The sequence below is a fragment of the Methanohalophilus levihalophilus genome, assembly GCF_017874375.1.
GTDB classification, from domain to species: Archaea; Halobacteriota; Methanosarcinia; order Methanosarcinales; family Methanosarcinaceae; genus Methanohalophilus; species Methanohalophilus levihalophilus.
On record NZ_JAGGLK010000003.1, the window covers coordinates 206,875 to 225,574 of the forward strand.

General features: G+C 42.8%; 17 protein-coding genes and 1 pseudogene. 10 read left to right on the plus strand and 8 right to left on the minus strand.

The window, feature by feature from the left end; translation table 11 throughout:
* The gene (locus J2755_RS08395) at positions 1-753 is read right to left on the minus strand and encodes a ribonuclease H-like domain-containing protein (protein ID WP_209681957.1); all 753 of its coding nucleotides are present in this window, start codon (positions 751-753) and stop codon (positions 1-3) included.
* 177 nt (positions 754-930) lie between these two features.
* Between J2755_RS08395 and J2755_RS08400 the strand changes: the two genes are divergently transcribed.
* The 6 genes from J2755_RS08400 to J2755_RS08425 all read left to right on the plus strand — a co-directional run bounded on the left by J2755_RS08400 (position 931) and on the right by J2755_RS08425 (position 7,535).
* On the plus strand, positions 931-1,197 hold the full coding sequence (locus tag J2755_RS08400) for a PRC-barrel domain-containing protein (RefSeq protein WP_209681958.1): 267 nt from the start codon (positions 931-933) through the stop codon (positions 1,195-1,197).
* A gap of 9 nt (positions 1,198-1,206) precedes the next feature.
* On the plus strand, positions 1,207-1,938 hold the full coding sequence (locus J2755_RS08405) for a tRNA(His) guanylyltransferase Thg1 family protein (RefSeq protein WP_209681959.1): 732 nt from the start codon (positions 1,207-1,209) through the stop codon (positions 1,936-1,938).
* A gap of 55 nt (positions 1,939-1,993) precedes the next feature.
* Positions 1,994-2,947 carry a tyrosine--tRNA ligase gene (locus J2755_RS08410; protein WP_209681960.1) on the plus strand — a complete coding sequence of 318 codons (954 nt, stop codon included), beginning with the start codon at positions 1,994-1,996 and terminating at the stop codon, positions 2,945-2,947.
* Between the two features lie 80 nt (positions 2,948-3,027).
* The gene (locus J2755_RS08415; RefSeq protein WP_209681961.1) at positions 3,028-4,161 is read left to right on the plus strand and encodes a hypothetical protein; all 1,134 of its coding nucleotides are present in this window, start codon (positions 3,028-3,030) and stop codon (positions 4,159-4,161) included.
* 67 nt (positions 4,162-4,228) lie between these two features.
* Positions 4,229-6,238: a cation:proton antiporter domain-containing protein gene (locus J2755_RS08420; RefSeq protein WP_209681963.1), complete on the plus strand. Its 2,010-nt coding sequence runs from the start codon at positions 4,229-4,231 to the stop codon at positions 6,236-6,238.
* Positions 6,239-6,251: 13 nt separating this feature from the next.
* Positions 6,252-7,535, plus strand: a complete 1,284-nt coding sequence (locus tag J2755_RS08425; protein WP_209681964.1) for a methanogenesis marker 16 metalloprotein — start codon at positions 6,252-6,254, stop codon at positions 7,533-7,535.
* Between the two features lie 67 nt (positions 7,536-7,602).
* Here J2755_RS08425 and J2755_RS08430 read toward each other — a convergent pair whose 3' ends face one another.
* The 7 genes and pseudogenes from J2755_RS08430 to J2755_RS08460 form a co-directional block, all read right to left on the minus strand.
* Positions 7,603-8,052 (minus strand): hypothetical protein, encoded by a 450-nt coding sequence (locus J2755_RS08430; RefSeq protein ID WP_209681966.1) that lies wholly within the window; start codon positions 8,050-8,052, stop codon positions 7,603-7,605.
* Between the two features lie 44 nt (positions 8,053-8,096).
* Positions 8,097-8,651, minus strand: coding sequence for a sulfopyruvate decarboxylase subunit beta (gene comE / locus J2755_RS08435; protein WP_209681969.1), 555 nt, complete (start codon positions 8,649-8,651; stop codon positions 8,097-8,099).
* Entirely contained in the window at positions 8,648-9,145 is a 498-nt protein-coding gene (gene comD, locus J2755_RS08440; protein WP_209681972.1) for a sulfopyruvate decarboxylase subunit alpha, read from the minus strand. Before comD ends, comE begins: the two co-directional genes overlap by 4 nt.
* 26 nt (positions 9,146-9,171) lie before the next feature.
* Complete coding sequence (locus tag J2755_RS08445) at positions 9,172-10,413, minus strand: cysteate synthase (RefSeq protein ID WP_209681975.1); 1,242 nt, start codon at positions 10,411-10,413, stop codon at positions 9,172-9,174.
* A gap of 124 nt (positions 10,414-10,537) precedes the next feature.
* Positions 10,538-10,735: pseudogene (locus J2755_RS08450) on the minus strand (cytochrome b5 domain-containing protein); the annotation flags it as partial.
* A 56-nt stretch (positions 10,736-10,791) separates the two neighbouring features.
* Positions 10,792-10,998 carry a hypothetical protein gene (locus tag J2755_RS08455; RefSeq protein WP_209681979.1) on the minus strand — a complete coding sequence of 69 codons (207 nt, stop codon included), beginning with the start codon at positions 10,996-10,998 and terminating at the stop codon, positions 10,792-10,794.
* Positions 10,999-11,291: 293 nt separating this feature from the next.
* On the minus strand, positions 11,292-11,549 hold the full coding sequence (locus J2755_RS08460) for a hypothetical protein (RefSeq protein WP_209681981.1): 258 nt from the start codon (positions 11,547-11,549) through the stop codon (positions 11,292-11,294).
* Positions 11,550-12,137: 588 nt separating this feature from the next.
* Here J2755_RS08460 and J2755_RS08465 point away from each other — a divergent pair.
* The 4 genes from J2755_RS08465 to J2755_RS08480 all read left to right on the plus strand — a co-directional run bounded on the left by J2755_RS08465 (position 12,138) and on the right by J2755_RS08480 (position 18,695).
* Complete coding sequence (locus J2755_RS08465) at positions 12,138-15,035, plus strand: PKD domain-containing protein (RefSeq protein ID WP_209681985.1); 2,898 nt, start codon at positions 12,138-12,140, stop codon at positions 15,033-15,035.
* A gap of 308 nt (positions 15,036-15,343) precedes the next feature.
* Positions 15,344-16,102: a class I SAM-dependent methyltransferase gene (locus tag J2755_RS08470; RefSeq protein ID WP_209681988.1), complete on the plus strand. Its 759-nt coding sequence runs from the start codon at positions 15,344-15,346 to the stop codon at positions 16,100-16,102.
* Positions 16,103-16,116: 14 nt separating this feature from the next.
* Positions 16,117-17,679, plus strand: coding sequence for an ABC transporter substrate-binding protein (locus J2755_RS08475; RefSeq protein ID WP_209681992.1), 1,563 nt, complete (start codon positions 16,117-16,119; stop codon positions 17,677-17,679).
* A 71-nt stretch (positions 17,680-17,750) separates the two neighbouring features.
* A complete protein-coding gene (locus J2755_RS08480; protein ID WP_209681994.1) occupies positions 17,751-18,695 on the plus strand; it encodes an ABC transporter permease in 945 nt (314 codons plus the stop codon).
* Positions 18,696-18,700 lie beyond the last annotated feature (5 nt).

An 18,700-nucleotide genomic window follows, 5' to 3' on the forward strand; every position in this document is an offset into this window, starting at 1 on the left:
TTACCGGCTTCCAAAAGTGTGTTCCATGAGGTCTTCATATGTGAGTTCAAGGATCTTTTCCAGATTCACGATATCTTCCCGGTTGTACTCAAGAAGAAGGTCAAGAGCATCCTCATTTCCTCTTTCATAGCGATTCCAGAGTCTCACCGCTTCAAAACCATCGATTCCGGTTGTATCCTCGCTTCTTGAAATTCCCAGATTGACTTCTATCTTCTTGAGACCGCCGGAATATCCGATTCTTCTCAGAGAGTACATGATATCCGCATGCATCTGGTTAAACTCGATTTGAGGATATTCTTTTTTTATGAAAGGCAGATCAAATCTGGCCCCGTTGAAGGTTACCAGATACTTGTATTTCGCGAGTTCTTCAACGACTTCATCGAGGTTTATTCCGTGAACGAAACTCTTCACTTCTTTTCCATTGTATATTCCAATAACAGTGATCTTCGAACTTGATGGTGATAGTCCGGTGGTCTCAATATCCACATATGCCACGGAATCGGAAAAAGATCGAAATCCCCTCCAGTGTTCTGAAGAAGGCATCAGGGAGGCGAAGTATTCCGAATCATTTGCATCAAGTTTTTCCATTGATTCCTCTACTCCCTGGCATATCTTTTTGGATTTTGAAGCCGCAATCGGGATTATATCTTTTTTCTCGAGGAAATCCTCCCACGAGTGGGTGCCAGTTGACCATATTTTCTTTTCAACTGACTTACCGATGCCCGGAATGTGAATATAGGTACTTGTTAGCATGAGAAATCACTGTGAAAGGGAGGCTGTGATGAAAATAATATATACTTGTTGGTAGCAAATGATCTAAAAAACCAATGTTAAGTAAGCTTTTACCTAAACTATTTATTGTTTAAGAAAATGTATTTATAGGTAGAATTTACGTTTTACTTCTAAATAACAAAGCTGACAGGGAATAACATGCGCGCAGATATCACATCATTATTCGGTCTTAATGTTTACACCACTTCCGGTACCCATGTGGGAAAAGTAAATGACGTTGTACTCAATGTTGAGGGTGGGGAAGTAAGCGGCCTTGCTGTTACTGATATAAACAGGAAGATGTTCGATGTTCCTACCCGTGGTGTCATTTTACCCTATCGCTGGGTAGTTACCAGCGGCGACATTGTCCTTATCAGGGATGTTGTTAACCGGTTCCAGAAAAAAGAGCCAGAAGAAGAGGAATGATCTTCCATTATGAAAGACCGGGAGATCTATTCTGATTTGCGTTGCGCGCCTCCCATTATCATTCGCATTGACGGAAGGAACTTTAAGAATACTCTTAATGAACTCGGATGCGAGAAACCTTACGATAAGAGACTTGCTTCTTCAATGGCACATTCATTGGAGCTTCTTTTCACAAAGAGCGGGCTTAATCCCTCATTTGCGTACACTTTTTCAGACGAAGCGAGCATTGTTTTTGCCGATCTTCCGTTTAACGGCCGGGTTGAGAAACTGGATTCCATTATCCCCAGTTTTTTAAGCAGTGCTTTTACTCTTTTAATGGAACTTGACATTCCGATATCCTTTGATTCAAGGATCGTATCTATACAACCGGATCAAATTTCATCCTATATGGAATGGAGGCAGGCTGAAGCCTGGCGGAATTGTGTTTTTTCATATGGTTTCTACACACTTGTTTCGGAAGGGATCACCGAAAAACAGGCCTTCCATGAATTATATGGGAAAAAGTCCAGCGACATTCACGAACTGCTATTCCAGAGGGGAATTAATATTGCCAAGGTTTCCGCATGGCAAAGGCGTGGAATTGCTGTCCATCGGGAAGAATATCCTATAGAAGGCTTTGATCCTTCCAGGCAGGAACCTACTGTCTCTACACGTAGCCGCATTACGCAACAGTGGGAGCTCCCTCTCTTTAGTACTGAGGAAGGAGCGGATTATCTCAAAAGGTATATAACGTTAGATTGAATAAGGGTGTTCATATCTTTATATCTGTTTCACATTATCGATGTGCGGTGAATCTATGGAGAGAATTGATCTTATCAAAAGAAATGTACAGGAAATCGTAACCGAGAAGGAATTGTCAGAGCTGCTGGAATCCAAAGAAGCACCATCTGTCTATACCGGTTATGAGCCAAGCGGTAAAATCCATCTTGGGCACGTACTTACTGTCAACAAACTCCTGGATTTACAAAATGCAGGGTTTGAGGTAACTGTTTTGCTTGCTGACGTGCATGCTTACCTCAACCAGAAAGGCACTCTCGAAGAAGTGCGCAAGATTGCAGATTACAATAAGAGATGTTTCCTTGCTCTTGGTCTTGATCCTGAAAAGACCAACTTTGTTTACGGATCGGATTTTCAGCTGAGTCCCGATTACATGCTGAATGTCCTGAAACTTACTTGCTCTTCTTCCCTGAACCGTGCCCGCAGGAGCATGGATGAAGTGGGAAGGAAAATGGATGATCCAAAAGTATCCCAGATGGTTTACCCTATTATGCAGGCAGTTGATATTGCTATGCTGGGTGTGGATGTTGCTGTTGGTGGAATTGACCAGCGTAAGATCCATATGCTGGCAAGGGAAGGACTTCCTGGTCTTGGTTATAAAGCTCCTATCTGCATACACACGCCGATATTGCTGGGGCTTGACGGGAAAAAGATGTCTTCCTCCAGTGAAAATTACATTTCTGTTGACGATGATGAAGCTGCAATCAAGAAGAAACTGAAAAAAGCATTCTGTCCTGCAGGTGAAGTGCAGGATAATCCGGTTCTTGCATTATTCCGCTATCATATCATCCCACGCTACGAAACGGTTGTTTTTGAAAGGCCGGAAAAATTTGGCGGGGATCTTGAATGCAAAAACTATGCAGATCTTGAATCCGTATTTGCAGATGGTACACTTCACCCGATGGATCTTAAAAACGGTGCTGCAAAGTACATGAATATGATTCTTGAACCGGTTAGAGAGGTTCTTCTCTAATCTTTTCATCTCCTGTTGTAGCAATTTATTTATTGGTTGCAATACAGATTCACATAAGCGAATGCTATAGGCGGGGTTTTATGAAATACACTTTTCAGGATTCAACGGAGTTACCGGTGCAACGTGATTTTATTCGAGATATGCGTGATTTCATGGAAACTTGCAAGCAGGTTCTCCCGGTAGAAAGTGGTGCAATTGAGAAAACCGAACAGATTAGGGAAATGACTGCGAGTTTGGAATCGCAGCTAAAAGAACTCGATGTGGCCCATGAAAAGATGCTTGAATGTATAGATTCGGTTATCGGGGATACTGAAAATACTGAAGTCCTGAAGTACCGGGAAGCAGTTACCAAAACATGTGAAGTTTCTGCAGAAAGTGGGAGGACAGATTTAACCTCCCAATTGGATTCCGCATCAAAAGAACTCGATGACGAAATGACTTCTGTTACGAGAAAAATACTTTCAATGCTAAACCCAATGTTTGAAGGCGGGGTTTATGGTGCTGAAAAACGTTATTCTGCTTCACAATCCATTGATAATATGAAAGGCGTCCTGATAGCAGATCTTGGTCTCATGGAATACCAGTGTGATCTCACATTCGATCGTTCCTTTGTAACAGTAAAATACCTTATGGGTTCCCTTTTCTTACCCAGGTGGGCGAAAACAGGTTTTATTTCCAAAGAAGCAAAAGTAAAAATGGAAGAGGTCTCTGATTATTTGCTTTCAACTTTTGATTATGATGGTTCAGCCCGTACCGAAGTGATTTTCAAAAGCAAGAAGGGAGATAAGACAATGAAAATCCTCTCTGAGGATGAAAATCTCAACATTTTCCTGGATGATGTTGATGTTACTGCTGACGGTATGCTTGTCCGTTCAGTCAAATTTGAAGAAATTAATTCCCTTCTTACATCTACAATTGACTATGTACGGTCTCATATTAAGAGTCAGAGACTTACTTCACTTCTTCTTGGTGGGGAAGATGCTATTCGCAATACGGAAGTCTTTGATTGCCTGAAGCTGGTAGCTGAACAGTATTCGGATATCATCAGGGAATGTCTCCATCGTGGCTATGTTGATGGGGAAATTACCATAAAAATCGAGCAACAGGATGGTACTCGCACTGAAAAATATCTATCAAAAACAGAGGTTTTCGACGAACTTTCCGAACTTGGCAGTGAAGGGCTTGAAATTGCAGGTGTGCTGGGTTTGAAATAAAAATAAAAATCAACATCTAAAGCAGACTTATCTGGACTTTGTTCTGAAGCTTGCCGGAGATTAATTTATGGAAGCCATTCTTCTAAATGATTTAATAATAATTTTCGGATTGTCTATTGCAATCCTGTATATATCCCACAAGCTCAAGCTTTCAATAATTGTGGGCTTCCTGTTCACAGGTATCCTTGTAGGTCCCTACGGGATGGGTCTGATTGCCGCAGTAGAGGAAGTTGAACTTCTTGCGGAGATCGGTATTATCCTGCTTCTTTTCAGCATTGGTGTAGAGCTTTCCATCAAGGATTTATGGAAGCTCAAAAGAATGGTTTTCGTTGGAGGTTTTCTTCAGGTTTTCATTACCTGCGCAGTTACGTTTATTGCATCAGTATATCTGGGTTATTCGTACAACGAGGCCATTTTCCTCGGTTTCCTTATATCCCTTAGCAGTACTGCAATAGTACTGAAAATAATGCAAAACCGTGCCGAATTGCATTCTCTCCACGGGAAAAACATCCTTTCAATTTTGCTCTTCCAGGACGTTATCGTGGTTGCGATGATTGTGGCCACCCCTATCCTTGCGGGCACCGGTGAATCAGGAATAGGTGCCATTCTTGAGATTGTAGCTATGGCACTTGGTATCATCGTGTTTGTTCTGGTTGCTGCCAGATGGGTTGTCCCATACCTTCTTTTCCAGATCACCAAGACACGAAATCCTGAATTATTCCTGCTAAGTATCATTGTAATCTGTCTGGCTGTCGCATTGCTCACTGCAAGTATCGGCTTATCCCTTGCTCTGGGTGCTTTCCTTGCGGGTCTGATTATTTCCGAATCTGAGTACAGTCACCAGGCTTTGGGGAACATCCTTCCGTTTCGTGATATTTTCCTGAGCTTTTTCTTTGTATCAGTGGGAATGCTGCTTGACATAAGCTTCTTCCTTGAGAGGCCACTTATGATGATCTCTCTGGCAGCACTTGTGATGCTGGGTAAATCGTTCATCTCCGGTTTTGTGTCATCAATGATGGGTTACCCGATGAGAACATCAGTTCTTACAGGTATTGCTCTTTCACAGGTAGGTGAATTCTCATTCGTCCTGTCAAAATTCGGTCTGGACGCCGGGATTCTTGATAGCCATACCTACCAGATTTTCCTTGATATATCCATTCTTACAATGGCAGCAACATCAGTTGCAATTGCGATTTCCCCGCAGGTTGCGGACAATGTCGTAAAGTTGCCCATTCCAAAACGTCTTAAAAAGGGCATGCTATCGAACAAATTGTCTTTCCTGCCGGACAGGAATGTCCAGCTAAACGGACACCTGATTATCGTGGGATTTGGGTTTAACGGACATACGGTTGCAAAGGCCGCAAAAGCTGCCGGAATTCCCTATGTTGTTATTGAAAGCAATCCGCAGAGTGTCAGGGATGGGCTCGAAGAAGGCCATCTTATATTCTATGGTGACGCTTCACAGGAATCAGTGCTTGAGCATGCCTCTATAAACACCGCAAAGGCTATGGTAATAGGTATTTCAGATGCGCCTGGTACAAGGAGAACAACCTGGATGGCACGCTCCATGAATCCGAATATCCATATTATTGCAAGAACCCGTTACCTGCAGGAAGTTGAGCCGCTTTACGAACTCGGTGCAAATGAGGTTATTCCGGAAGAGTTTGAAACATCCGTGGAAATATTCGTTAGACTCCTTCGTCGGTATCTTGTTCCGGAAGATCAGATTAAGCAATTCATAGCGGATGTCAGATCGGATAGTTATGAAATGTTGCGCAGCATATCACCTGAGCATTTCTCACTGGCAGATATGCAATTTGATATCCCGGATGTGGACATCATTTCCCTGCGTGTTCCGCTGGAATCGGAAGTTGTCGGTAAGACTTTGAAAGAACTGGACTTACGTCGCAATCTTGGAATTACCGTACTTGCCATAAGGCGGGGACTTAATGTTATGACAAGCCCTGATGGTGATGTAAAACTGCTGGAAGGGGATATCCTTGTACTTATGGGTAAACATGAAGAAATGGAACAATTAGGGGATCTTTTTGTAAATATAAACATAAATGATGGCTAAAGGGGTTTGGTCAATGGAATCTTCGCTAAACGAAATAATCGAAAAACTGGATAGAAAAGAAGCCAAAGTATTAACATCGCAGCAGGTATGCGAACTTGTTAAAAAGGGGAAAGAAATTGGTTTTGAAGATGTTGATGTGGTAACCACTGCAACCCGCGGTGTCATGAGTGGAACGTATGCGGTTCTTTCTTTTCCTGTGAAAGCCCCTGAAGAGTTTACAAGGGCTGTCGATGTTCATCTTAACGGGGTTCCCGCACATGTCGGTCCATGTCCAAACGAACGTCTCGGAATCCTTGATTTAATGGTTTTCGGCACATCCCACAGCCATGAAATTGAGAATTACGGCGGAGGTCATCTTTTCCGGGACATAGTAGCGGGAAAGGAGATCAAAGTCCATGTTCGTACTGATGAAGGGCATGAGTTCAGATCCACAGTTTCAATAAACGACATGCCTTTTGCACGCCTGTTTTCAACAAGGAACACATTCAAGAATTACAGTGCATTTACAAATCTGGCATCATATCCAGTATCAACTATTTTCCATGCCACTGAGTTCGGGCCGGATGCAACCGAAGCTACATTGTCTGGATGCGGGGAAATAAGTCCGGTCAAAAACGATCCTCTACTTCATGGAATTGGTATTGGTACACGCATATTATTCAATGGTGCAGAAGGTTTTGTTCTTGGCAGCGGTACCCGCAGCAGTCCGCAGAAACCAAATCTCATTGCCATGGCGGATATGCATTCCATGGTTCCGGAATATATGGGCGGATTCATAACCTCAGCTGGTCCGGAATGTATTGCTTCATGGGCAGTTGCAATTCCCGTAGTTGATGATTCCGTTTTTGAAGCGATTACGCAAACCGATTCTAATACTCCAATGCCTGTGATGGATGCCGACAGACGAGTTCAGGTTGCCACTACAAGCTATGCAGATGCCTGGTCAGGCGTTGATCTGGAAGTTTCTTTCCATCCATCAAGATGTGTGGAATGTGAATCATGCAGGTCAAAAGAAGATTGTCCCACAGAAGCCATTTTCTTTGCCAAAAAAGGAGTCGGTCTGGACAGGAACCTGTGCTTTAACTGCGGGTTATGCTCTACAAACTGTCCGGAGAAAGTGTTTGAAGCAAATCTCGGCTCTGTTAAGTTTGAGTACGAGGACAAGTCAATGGACATTCCGATTGTGGTCCGGCAATCTGATAGAAAACGCGCCCTGAAAATGGCCGATGATCTAAAGAAGCAGATAGAAGAAGGCAATTTCAAGGTTAACGGGATGATTGAGCGGATATATTCATAACCAAATTTTTGCTACCGATTGGCATCAATTTTTTTATGCCAGTTGGATTTTATTCTCCCTCAACAGGTCATCCGTGTACAACATTAATACGGTATTTTTGGACAACAGTACCTGATGATTGGAGGAAGCTTTTCTCAAACATGAAATCTTCCGTTTTACCGGGTTTTAATTTCTCTTTAATCCAGGGTTCCACAGTGTTGTCTATAGCCAGGGGGTTTTCTCCGGTGCTGGTATGGAATGTAGTGTTTATTTCACAGTATACGGAGCCGGTATCACCTATATTTGAAACATTCCCCTCGATTACGTATTTTGTATAAAATGTGCTGGGTTCACTTTTGACGCTGTAATAAAGAACCAGATTCGATTCATCGATAGTCAGTTTGTAAATATCAACGTTATTCAGGTCGTGAAGCCGGGATGAAGTTGTGCTTTTTTCAGCTGGTTCAGCACAACCTGCCATAAGTGGCAATGTCATAACCAGCAAAAATGCGAGAAACAAAGCACTGCTTTTCATCATTTAGAATGTGTATATGACACATAATAAACTTTTAGCCGGGAAATTTAATCGCTGGAGATCTCCATGAATCTCTCAATGATTTCTTCAGGTGAAAGGGGTATTATTGGAACTTTTTCATTTCCCGGAGGCACTCTTACAAGAATTACTCCTGAATCGACTTTACTGAGAGTTTCTTTAAGTTCATCAGGATTTGAGATGTCGTAGACGCTTTCAATCCCTGCACCCTTTGCAACAGATGCGAGGTTTGTTTTGCCGGATGTGGCTGTCGGCTGGCTTCCGGTGGACCCGTAACTGCTGTTGTCAATTATTACAAGAATGTAATTTTCAGGGTGCTGGTTGGCAATCGTTGCGAGACTGCCCATGTTCATAAGGACGGAACCATCTCCGTCAATTGCAATGACTCTTTTATCAGGTCTTGCAAGAGCAAGTCCCAGCCCGATGGATGATGCAAGTCCCATGGAACCAAGCATGTAGAAATTTTCTTTCCTGTCAAATATGAAATAGAGCTCCCTTGATGGAAAACCGATGTTTGCAACAAGAAGGGCATTCACATCTTCGGCCCGCTTTGCAATGATTTCGATCGCTTCAATGCGTTTCATTGTTCGCTCCAGAAGCAGATTTCAAGCAGCACTGCTACAGGTGTCTTGTCTTCGTAAGCTGTTTTCATGGCGTTTGCAATCGTTTCCCTTGTTCCCTCAAGGCAGGGGTTAAAATACGGGATATCCATTGTCTCAAGCAGTGGAGGGGTTTTTATTCCCATAGGGACCTGTGCACAGATTGGTTCTCCTTCAACTCCTCTGTGACTGATTATCATCAGAATTGGGATTTTGAAAAGACTGTTGAGTGATGCAAGTGCGTTAATTGAATTACCAAGGCCGGAATTTTGCATTAGCAGGGCAGGTTTTTTCCCTCCCATGTACGCTCCTGCGCAAATACCGATTCCTTCCTCTTCCCTTGTGACAGGAACATGGATTATATCAGGATCAGCATCCACCATGGGAATAAGTTCCTGAAGGTTGATGCATGGTACACTGACCACAAAATCAATTCCCTCTTCCTTCATGGAGTTGAAAACTTCAATGGTAGGATCCATTTTTCCCCGCGCGGTTAAGCTGGTATTTACAGGATTTTTTCACTTGTAACATCAAGGATCTTTTGCACACTGTCATTCTTGTCTGGAGAGACAGTGATGTCAATATCAAGGGAAGTTATAGGCAATTCTTCCATTGCCCGCTTGACACCTCCCCCTGTGATATTTAGCATAACAAGTTCATCTGGGTTGATTTTTCCTACATGCACAGCTTTAATCAAAGCAGCAACGGCAACTGATGATGCGTTAAGGACATCAATGCCTTCAAGTTCCTCAAACAGCTTTTTTGCTTCTTCAGCTTCTGCATTGCTGATACCGTATAGTTCACCATTTGTGTCGTCAAGTGCATCTTTTACGCCCCCTCCGACGGTGTATGGTGGTTTACGGTTGAAAAGTACATCGTCCCACATCTGATCAGGACATGTTATGTCTATTGGTGTTCCGTCATGCAAGTTCAAAAGGGGTGCACAAGGAATATTCTGGGCAAGGTGAAGTTTTGGTAGGCGGTCACCGAAGCGTCCGTCTCCGATAAGTCTCATGGCAGCTTCCCACACTGCAATTCCACCGGTTCCGCTTCCCACTGCCTGGAAATAATGATCAGGAAGATGTTTCATTGTGAGGGTTGCGTCCAGCAGAACAGTTCCCATGCCATCCCTGCGAGCTACGTTTTTTGCACCGCCTTCAGCTACAAATCCGTCTTTTTCGGTAATCTGTGATGAAATCTCAATTGCATCGTAGTAATCCCCGTCTACAGCTGCAACAGATATGGATTCAGTAGATTCTGCAGGTATCCATAGTCTTTCTTTTGCGCTTTCCGGCACAACCAACAATAGCGGTGTATCTGTAAGGGAAGCCACGTGCGCAAATGCACGTGCAGTATTGCCTGCCGATGCCACTACCATTGTAGCATCGCTGTGTTGCTCTTTCAGGCGCTGCATTGTAGGATAGGACTCAAGATCTTTGAAACTGCAAGTCCTTATGAAAGCCTCTTTCTCGGGCCAGTAACCATTAAAACTGATGTAGAGCTTTTCAAGGCCAAGCTCCCGTGCAAGTTCTTCGCTGCGGTATGTAACTGTCCTGCCGCTTCCTTCCAAAATAGTACCATTTACCGGAAGCCAGTTGTAATATTTCCAGATTCCGGGAAGGTCGAGGGTTTTTAGCTGGCGGTCAGAATATTCAGTCCTTAGAAGTGCCCCGTCCGCAGGGCATGTCATATTGTATTTTCCGTAGACTTTTCCGCAAATAGGACATCTTAGGCTATACTTGTCCATGGTCTGGAATCAACAGGCTCATTTATATATTTGTTGCATAAGCCAATTGGAATACCCATTAAGGCAAAAAAAGGATAATTTTGAGGCTATATGTGGGTTGTAATAGCCTCTCTGTCATACAATTTTACTCTACGAGGGTACCCACTACTTCATAGTCATCAAAGACATCGTCTTCATGAGGGGAATCTTCCATTTCTTCAGTGAGATCCATTCCTGCTTCATGGAGTCCCTGATGCTCCCCATCCATCCAGAGATCGCTGTTGGTCACATCGTAGACCTTGCCGTTGTAGGCAATATAGATTTTTTCGTTGTCTACACCATTGTATTTTGCAAGCTATTCAATTGTAAATTCCATAAAGTTCCCTGCTCTCTTGTATTTTAATCTTCAACTTCCATTGCATTAATTATGTCATTAACTGTCAGTTCCCCTTTGACAGCTCTCTGTATCATGGGGTAGATATACGAAGAGTCATCAATGGCGCTCCAGCGTTCTTCTCCTACTCTCTTGATAATCTCTTTCAGTATTTTGTCACATTCATCACAGTATTCGTTTTCATTTTCTTCTCCACAAACGGTACACTGCATATTTTTCCCTCCGATATTGATATTGTACTAAGGGTTTATGAGGTTTTGGTAATGGTTGTGGATGAAACAGTCCATTTATGCTTGGAAGTTTACTAAAAGGAGGATCTGAATCTTAACTTTTTGAAAGCTGGAAGTTTCATTGCCTCAGTGCCTGACTTTAGAAATACAAGTTATTGAAAAACGTTAAACTAAAGAAGAAAAATACCGGCTTTTCTGCCGGGCATACTATCTGAAGCACTTGTGGTGTTCTATTCTTTCAAGTCCTATGTTAGCTAAAGAAATACAGGTTTTTTTTATTCATTATTAGCCCGCTTGTCAGAGATTGCTTTTGAAACCTTTTCCTTAAATTGGTCAATTTCAATCTCATCTTTCTTTTCCACAAAGGCGTATTTGTGTGGATCACACTTCACCCTTTCAAGATTTCTCTCTACAAAAGCATATTTCTGAGGGTCCCATCCTTCCTTTTCAGGTGGGATTGGCACAATAGTTTCGTCTTTCAATTGTTGTAAATGATCCGAATCCTTCCAGGAAAAGTCACGTCCTCTTTTCATAAGCCATCTCCCCTTAAAATTTATTATCTGATGACAGTGTAAACATTTCCACTCTACAAGTGAGTATTTTCTATCAACCAATTTAAAGTTAGGATTTCTTTTTGATATGGCTTTTGAACGATTAATTCTGAAAACAGTTACGAAAAACAGTGTCGTAATGACTGTAATGAGCTGAAAGCAGGCAAACATTCCATGTCAAACAACTTTAATCTCATGTTTTCCAGAAATTACTGTCTAATGCTTCAAGAAATATCATTTTAATATATTTAATAAAATTATATTTCCCTCATAAAAAGGGTAGTAAGAGCGGCACAAATTAGATTATTTAGTGCAATCCTATAAATTCTATAACTCCATATTATCATATAAAAAATAAGTTGTCAGTAATTTTAACATATTTGATATGAAACGAGGGAGATGATGCGTTTTAATAAAGTAGCCCCAACATCTGATTAATTTTGAAAAATATTTCAATTTATGTCAGTGTCTCAAACACAATTACTTTTCATCCTCTAATTTCCGATATCAGGAAATTGGAGTTTCATTAAACTCATTGAGTCAATAATAGTAGCAAAAGAAGGAAATTTTATGGCTAAATCAACATTTTTGTTTATATTCTTATTAATAACCGGTATTGTTTGCATATCCACTGCGCAGGCAGCAACAACAGTAACAGCTTCGAACAGTTCTGTGAATTATACTGAAAATGATGACATGTACATTGATCCCGGACTGACTATCAGTAGTACTGAAACATACACGTCGGCCAAAGTTCAGATCGGAGATGGCTATGTCAGCGGACAGGACTATCTAAGATATTCAACTACAGGCAGTATTACAGGAAGTTTCAGTACAGCTACCGGAATTCTTACACTTTCAGGAAGCGGAAATGCAGCCGCATATCAGGCAGCTTTCAGGAATGTGAGATATGAGAATACCAATGAAAATCCAAATACTGCAGACAGGAATATCACTTTTGTACTGGGTGGAAATACACTGTATTTTGAAGATACTGGACATTATTACGAGTATGTATCATACACTTCAGATTGGACAGCAGCTAAAGCAAATGCAGATACAAAAACGATGGAAGGACTACAGGGGTATCTGGCAACTATCACATCAGAAGCCGAAAATAATTTTCTCATGGAAAAGATACAAGCTGATGCATGGATAGGAGCAAGTGACAATGCCGTTGAAGGAGAATGGCGTTGGGTTACCGGTCCAGAGGGGACAGAAGATGGCGGGAATGGAAGACAGTTCTATCAGGGAGATGGCTATACGGGCTCGGCAATACCGGGCGAGTACAATAAGTGGAACGGGCCTGCCTTGAGCTATGGCGGTCATGAACCAAATGATTCTGGAGCAAATGAAGATGCAGGCCAGATGTATTCAAGTAATTATGGTACCTGGAACGACCTTCCTCATACCGGTACGAGTCTAAGTGGATATCTACTTGAATATGGAGGGATGTCAGGTGATGCTACCCCACAACTCAGTACTACTGTCACATTGCATGTAAATGCTGTAAATGACGCACCAACAACACCAGGTGCATTCACAAATCCAACAACTTCACAGATCAAACAGGGTGGCCAGTCCCTAACTGTTGGCTGGGGGGCCTCAACGGATCCTGCTGAAGGAGATGCAGTGAAATACGATCTCTGGTTCTTCAACGGCACATGGGCACAGATAGGAAACCTTCTGGGTACCAACAGCATGTCATATACCCTTCCTGAGGACAATACGGAAAATGCCATGTTCCGTGTTTATGCAAATGATACAATGGATAACTCTTCTGCAAGGGATGTAACCTTCACAATTGATTCCATTGCACCTGATTATAGCTGGATTGAGAAAGTCCTGAATGCCAGCACAGGAGAAACTATCACCGTAGAGATCAATGTTACTGATGTTGTAGGAGTTGACTGGTGCAACATAACGGTAGATGGGCAGGAATATGAAATGAATAGCAATTCAGGAAACTATTCATATAATATATCCATCCCGGCAAGTGATTCCGGCACTCTTGTAAGTTCAATGACGTATAACTGCAGTTTTGGTGATCTCTTCGGGCATGTCAACAGTACAGAAAATGTACTTCTGAATGTATCCATCCTTCCAATTGCAAACTTCAGTGTAAACCAGAGCAGAGGCATAAGTCCACTGAATGTTAACTTTACTGACAATTCATCAGGGCTTGTGGAGAACTGGCTCTGGGACTTCGGGGATGGGAGCAATTCAACAGATCAAAATATCACGCATACGTTCACATCTGGAAATTACACAGTAAACCTCACTGTAATTAATGCCAACGGGACATCCAGCACTTTATACAACATCAGATGTGCTGATGAACCGGAATACACCAGATCACCTTCCAGCTCGGAAGTAACTTCAGCATACGGGGAAGAGCAGAATTTCACCATCCAGAGTACACTTTATTCAAGCTTTGAATGGTTTATTGACGGAAGCGCTGCTAATGGCACAGGAGTGACGTTGTTCAACAATACGAATGATTCAGAACAGCTTTCATATTGCATGATTAACAGCAGCCAGTACATAAACCAGAATGATTTCTTCTTAGGTACTTACAATGTGTCAGTACAGGCAAGCAACGAAAGCATTGGAAGAACTGATACACACTACTGGCTTTGGACCGTGACAAATTCATCTTCCGATGGTGGAGATATTGAGATCCTTGTAAATGTCACTCCAAATATCACCATAAACGGCAGTGAAAAATATCTGGTGTTCAATACAACCAACAACAATGATACGGATGATAACGGCCTTCTCTGCAGTATCACCGGAGCTTCATTCAATACTTCCAACAATACTGATGGCATAGAGATCAAGGTGGAAGTCCTGAATGTTTCTTCCATAAACCAATCAAGCATTGATTTCTCAGCATCTTCGATCTACCAGTACCTTGACATTAGTTTCAACAACGAAACACTTGTCAACAATGACAGCCACAGCCGCAATATCGAATTCAGGGTTATGAATGAAAAGGACGGGGGAACACTGATAGTCAGCACCGTGTACCTGAGACACTGGGCAAACCCGTCGTGGCAGGCATATACTCCTGAACTTACAGGAAATGACGGTATATATTCCTACTTCATTGTCAGAAATGTTTCAGGATTTTCACCATATGCTGTGACCTGTGACTACCAGTATAGTTCTTCATCCAGCTCAGGAAGTGACGGCCTTCCCTACTATCTCAAGAAGCTGTTGTTCTGGAGTGATGAAGAAGTAGTAGAAGCGCAATCCGGGATTGAAATCATTGAAGATGCGGATTCTACTCCTGTCAGTGAGGAAGTAGTCGATCCACTTTCAGATCAGGATTCAGAAAATCTGGATACCTCATACGTGAGTACCAGTGATAAGGGAAACAATTTGCTGCAGATTACAGGAATTATACTTTTGGCAGGATTGTTGCTCTTTGTCTTCTGGAAAAAGAGAAAATCTGAAGATGAGTGACCTGAAATCCCGTATCTTAAAAGGTTTAAATTAAGATCTGGGATTCAAATGCTTTAATGGGGAAGCGGTAAAACTTGTTTTCACCTTTTTCCCCTTCTTTGTTTTTTTAAAATATATTTTACCTATCAGATCCCATTGTATCTGCCTGATTTCAAAATCTTAAATCTCTGTTTTTTTCTCTCCTCTAAGCTGATGAGAGCTTTTCTATTAATCTGTTATTTTTAGTGTTACTAAAATACAAATAATAACTTAAAGTATTACTAATTAGAAAATTATTAATACTAAATAACTCATTTGACATCCAAGATATGACTGGAAATGATATTAAAACAGAAATTGCAGGTAGATGGGACATATCTGCGGTTACGTATGATGACCACCATGGGCACGGCATCAAGAGCGCTGTTGAACGTGATTCATGGAAACAGGCCTTCAGTAAAGTGCTTCCTCGGGAAGGTATCCTGAAAGTGCTTGATGTTGGGTGCGGAACAGGTGAATTAAGCATCCTTTTTGCAGAAATGGGTCACGAAGTCACCGGTATCGACCTTTCACAAAACATGCTATCACGGGCTATTTCAAAAGCGGAATCGAGAGGTTTTGATATGCGTTTTGAAACAGGAGATGCCGAAAATCCCCCGTTTGATGACGGTTCTTTTGATCTTGTTATCAATCGCCATCTCCTGTGGACATTACCTCATCCACAGACGGCGCTTGACAACTGGAAACGGGTTCTTAATGATGGAGGAAGAGCCGTTGTAATTGACGGTGTCTGGGATGATGGTTCCTTTGATACAAAAGCGCGGCATTTTGTAAGCAACGTCTGCTCTTTGATTGCGGACAGGCAGAATCCGTGGAAGGAATACTATTCTGATACACTCAAATCCCAGCTTCCGAATGTGGGTGGCACATCCCTTGAAAACGCGCGAAAATACATGCATTCTGCCGGATTGTCGGACATTGGTCATCTTGATCTGACTCACATCAGGGAAGTGCAGAAAAAGTTCATGCCATTCAGGAGGCGCATTTGCTACAATTACAACTACTACATGATTCACGGAACAAAATGAAAGGAGAAACTGATATGAAAAACCAATATCTGTCAATATTGTTTGTCATTCTGGTGCTCGCCGGCTCGGTCTTCATGTCCGGGTGTACGAGCAGCGGTGAAGAGTCTGTCGCAAGCGGACAAACACTTGTACTCGGAGAAATGTGGGATATCGATGGAATAGACCCGGCGGTTGAAGGTACCGTAATCGGTGAAAAAGCAGCGGTAACCGAAACACTTGTGGGAGCAAATTCGGATTTTTCACTCAAACCTGAACTTGCAGAGTCATGGGAGCAAACCGATGATTATACCTGGGTATTTACTCTCAGACAAGGTGTAAAATTCCATGACGGAAGCACGATGACAGCGGAGGATGTGAAGTTCTCACTTGAAAGAACCATCGCAGAAAATACCCGTGTCGAATCCATGCTGAAAATTGATTCGATTAATGTTATCGGTGATCACACCCTTGAAATTACAACAACTGATCTAAATCCGATTCTTGCCGGTATCCTGCATTACCCCGATCTTGGTATCATAAGTGCAAGTTCCTTTAATGAGAACGGGGAATTCGTCAAACCGATAGGTACCGGTCCTTATGTGTTTGAATCCTACGATGAACAGACCCGCGTGCTGACTGTCGTGAAGAATGATGAGTGGTGGGGAGGAGAAGTAGGTCTTGAGAAAATGATCCTTAAAGGCATGCCTGACCCCAACACAAGAGCTATGGCAATTGAGAACGGGGAACTTGATTTCACCGTTGATGTGCCTTACAGTGAAACAGACCACATCGATTCCATTGAAGGCATTATTGTGGAAAAATACTCCACGCCACGTGTTTACAAGATGGACACCAACCTTCAAAACGAAGCTCTTGCTGATGTCAGGGTGAGGCAGGCGATTTCCTATGCCATAAACAGGGATGACATTGTGGAACACGTTTTGTATAATGTAGGTGAACCGGCGGCTGGTCCCTTCCTGCCGGTGATGGCATGGACAAATAAGGATCTAAAACCATACGATCAGGATCTTGAAAAAGCCAAAGAACTGCTTACCGAAGCTGGTTGGGTGGATACGGACGGTGATGGCATTCGTGACAAGGACGGCGAGGCACTTGAGTTCGAGTTGCTGACATATTCGGCACGTCCGGGTCTTCCTCCCATGGCAGAAGCAATCGCAGCACAGCTTAAGGATGTTGGAATTTCTGTCTCCCCTCAAGTGCTGGAATGGGGTGCAATTTCCGACAAACAAAAAAACGGAGACTGGGAACTCCTTCTGGCAGCCTATAACATTGCGATGGTTCCTGATCCGGAATATGTCCTGAGCAACTGGTATACTACCACAGGGCCGGATAACGGTCCCGGATACTCCAATCCGGAAGTTGATGCACTTGTTGAAGAAGCCAGGACTATTAAGGACCTGGATCTCAGGTACCAGAAATTCAACGAAGTTGAGGCAATTGTCTACGAAGAACAGCCAATGATCCTTGTTGCCTACTACGGGTGCGCTATCGTCAAGAAAGATTCAGTGAAGGGTTATGTTTTCGACCCTACTGCACATGACTACAGGATCAATGCGGCAATGTATATGGAAGAGTGATTTTCCTCCTGGGAGGGGTGAGCAAGTTGTTTGCCTCTCTCTTTTCCTGATTTTTCCAAGGATGTGCTCCCATGTACAGGTACATTTTTAAAAGAATTGTTTTCATGGTCATCACCGTTTTTGCGGTTTTTGCGCTGACATTTTTCCTTATGAACGTGATACCAGGTGGCACTTCTGAAATGATCCTCAAACACACGTTTATAGGTCTGGAGGAATCTGCGACTGATGAGCAGCTTGCACAGGTTTCGGAACGGTATAACCTCAATGATCCCCTTTACCTGCAGTTCTTTGAATGGATAAGAGGAGGGCTTTTGGAAGGTGATCTGGGGACATCATTTGTATATCACAAACCTGTTTTGCATCTGCTGATGCTTCGGCTTCCGGCGACAATAGTGCTTGCGTTTTCCAGCATGCTGATAGCTTCGATTGCAGGGGTCTCACTTGGGGTATACGCTGCACTCCGGGAGAACAGGTTTGCGGATCATCTCCTGCGGATCCTGACACTTTTCGGTGTATCAATGCCCGGTTTCTGGGTGGGTCTGCTGCTGATCCTTATTTTTTCAGTATACCTGAAATTGGTTCCGGTAGCCGGATACGGAAGCATATGGAATCTCATTTTACCTGCCATTGCTCTTTCGATACACTCCCTTGCATCTATCATGCGGGTAACAAGAACAAGCATGCTTGAGACTCTTGGAGAGGATTATATCAAGTTTGCAACTGCAAAAGGGCTGCCTGTAAGCAAGATCATAAGTCGGCACGCCCTGAAAAATTCCTTGCTTCCGGTAGTCACGGTTCTGGGTTTCCAGATGGGAGCTATGCTGGGAGGATCCGTGGTAATAGAAAAAGTCTTTGCATGGCCGGGGATTGGGAGCTTGCTTGTGGATTCCATATTTGCCCGGGATTTGCCGGTGGTGCAGGCGTGTATCATCGTAATTGTCCTGCTGTTTCTGGTTGTAAATTTCATTGTTGATCTTGTGTATATCTATCTTGATCCACGGATACGGTACGGGTGATTTGG

Coding starts and splice junctions, on each gene's coding strand:
- J2755_RS08395 (WP_209681957.1), bottom strand. CDS start 753: ATGCTAACAAGTACCTATATTCACATTCCGGGCATCGGTAAGTCAGTT.
- J2755_RS08400 (WP_209681958.1), top strand. CDS start 931: ATGCGCGCAGATATCACATCATTATTCGGTCTTAATGTTTACACCACT.
- J2755_RS08405 (WP_209681959.1), top strand. CDS start 1,207: ATGAAAGACCGGGAGATCTATTCTGATTTGCGTTGCGCGCCTCCCATT.
- J2755_RS08410 (WP_209681960.1), top strand. CDS start 1,994: ATGGAGAGAATTGATCTTATCAAAAGAAATGTACAGGAAATCGTAACC.
- J2755_RS08415 (WP_209681961.1), top strand. CDS start 3,028: ATGAAATACACTTTTCAGGATTCAACGGAGTTACCGGTGCAACGTGAT.
- J2755_RS08420 (WP_209681963.1), top strand. CDS start 4,229: ATGGAAGCCATTCTTCTAAATGATTTAATAATAATTTTCGGATTGTCT.
- J2755_RS08425 (WP_209681964.1), top strand. CDS start 6,252: ATGGAATCTTCGCTAAACGAAATAATCGAAAAACTGGATAGAAAAGAA.
- J2755_RS08430 (WP_209681966.1), bottom strand. CDS start 8,052: ATGATGAAAAGCAGTGCTTTGTTTCTCGCATTTTTGCTGGTTATGACA.
- comE (WP_209681969.1), bottom strand. CDS start 8,651: ATGAAACGCATTGAAGCGATCGAAATCATTGCAAAGCGGGCCGAAGAT.
- comD (WP_209681972.1), bottom strand. CDS start 9,145: ATGGATCCTACCATTGAAGTTTTCAACTCCATGAAGGAAGAGGGAATT.
- J2755_RS08445 (WP_209681975.1), bottom strand. CDS start 10,413: ATGGACAAGTATAGCCTAAGATGTCCTATTTGCGGAAAAGTCTACGGA.
- J2755_RS08455 (WP_209681979.1), bottom strand. CDS start 10,998: ATGCAGTGTACCGTTTGTGGAGAAGAAAATGAAAACGAATACTGTGAT.
- J2755_RS08460 (WP_209681981.1), bottom strand. CDS start 11,549: ATGAAAAGAGGACGTGACTTTTCCTGGAAGGATTCGGATCATTTACAA.
- J2755_RS08465 (WP_209681985.1), top strand. CDS start 12,138: ATGGCTAAATCAACATTTTTGTTTATATTCTTATTAATAACCGGTATT.
- J2755_RS08470 (WP_209681988.1), top strand. CDS start 15,344: ATGACTGGAAATGATATTAAAACAGAAATTGCAGGTAGATGGGACATA.
- J2755_RS08475 (WP_209681992.1), top strand. CDS start 16,117: ATGAAAAACCAATATCTGTCAATATTGTTTGTCATTCTGGTGCTCGCC.
- J2755_RS08480 (WP_209681994.1), top strand. CDS start 17,751: ATGTACAGGTACATTTTTAAAAGAATTGTTTTCATGGTCATCACCGTT.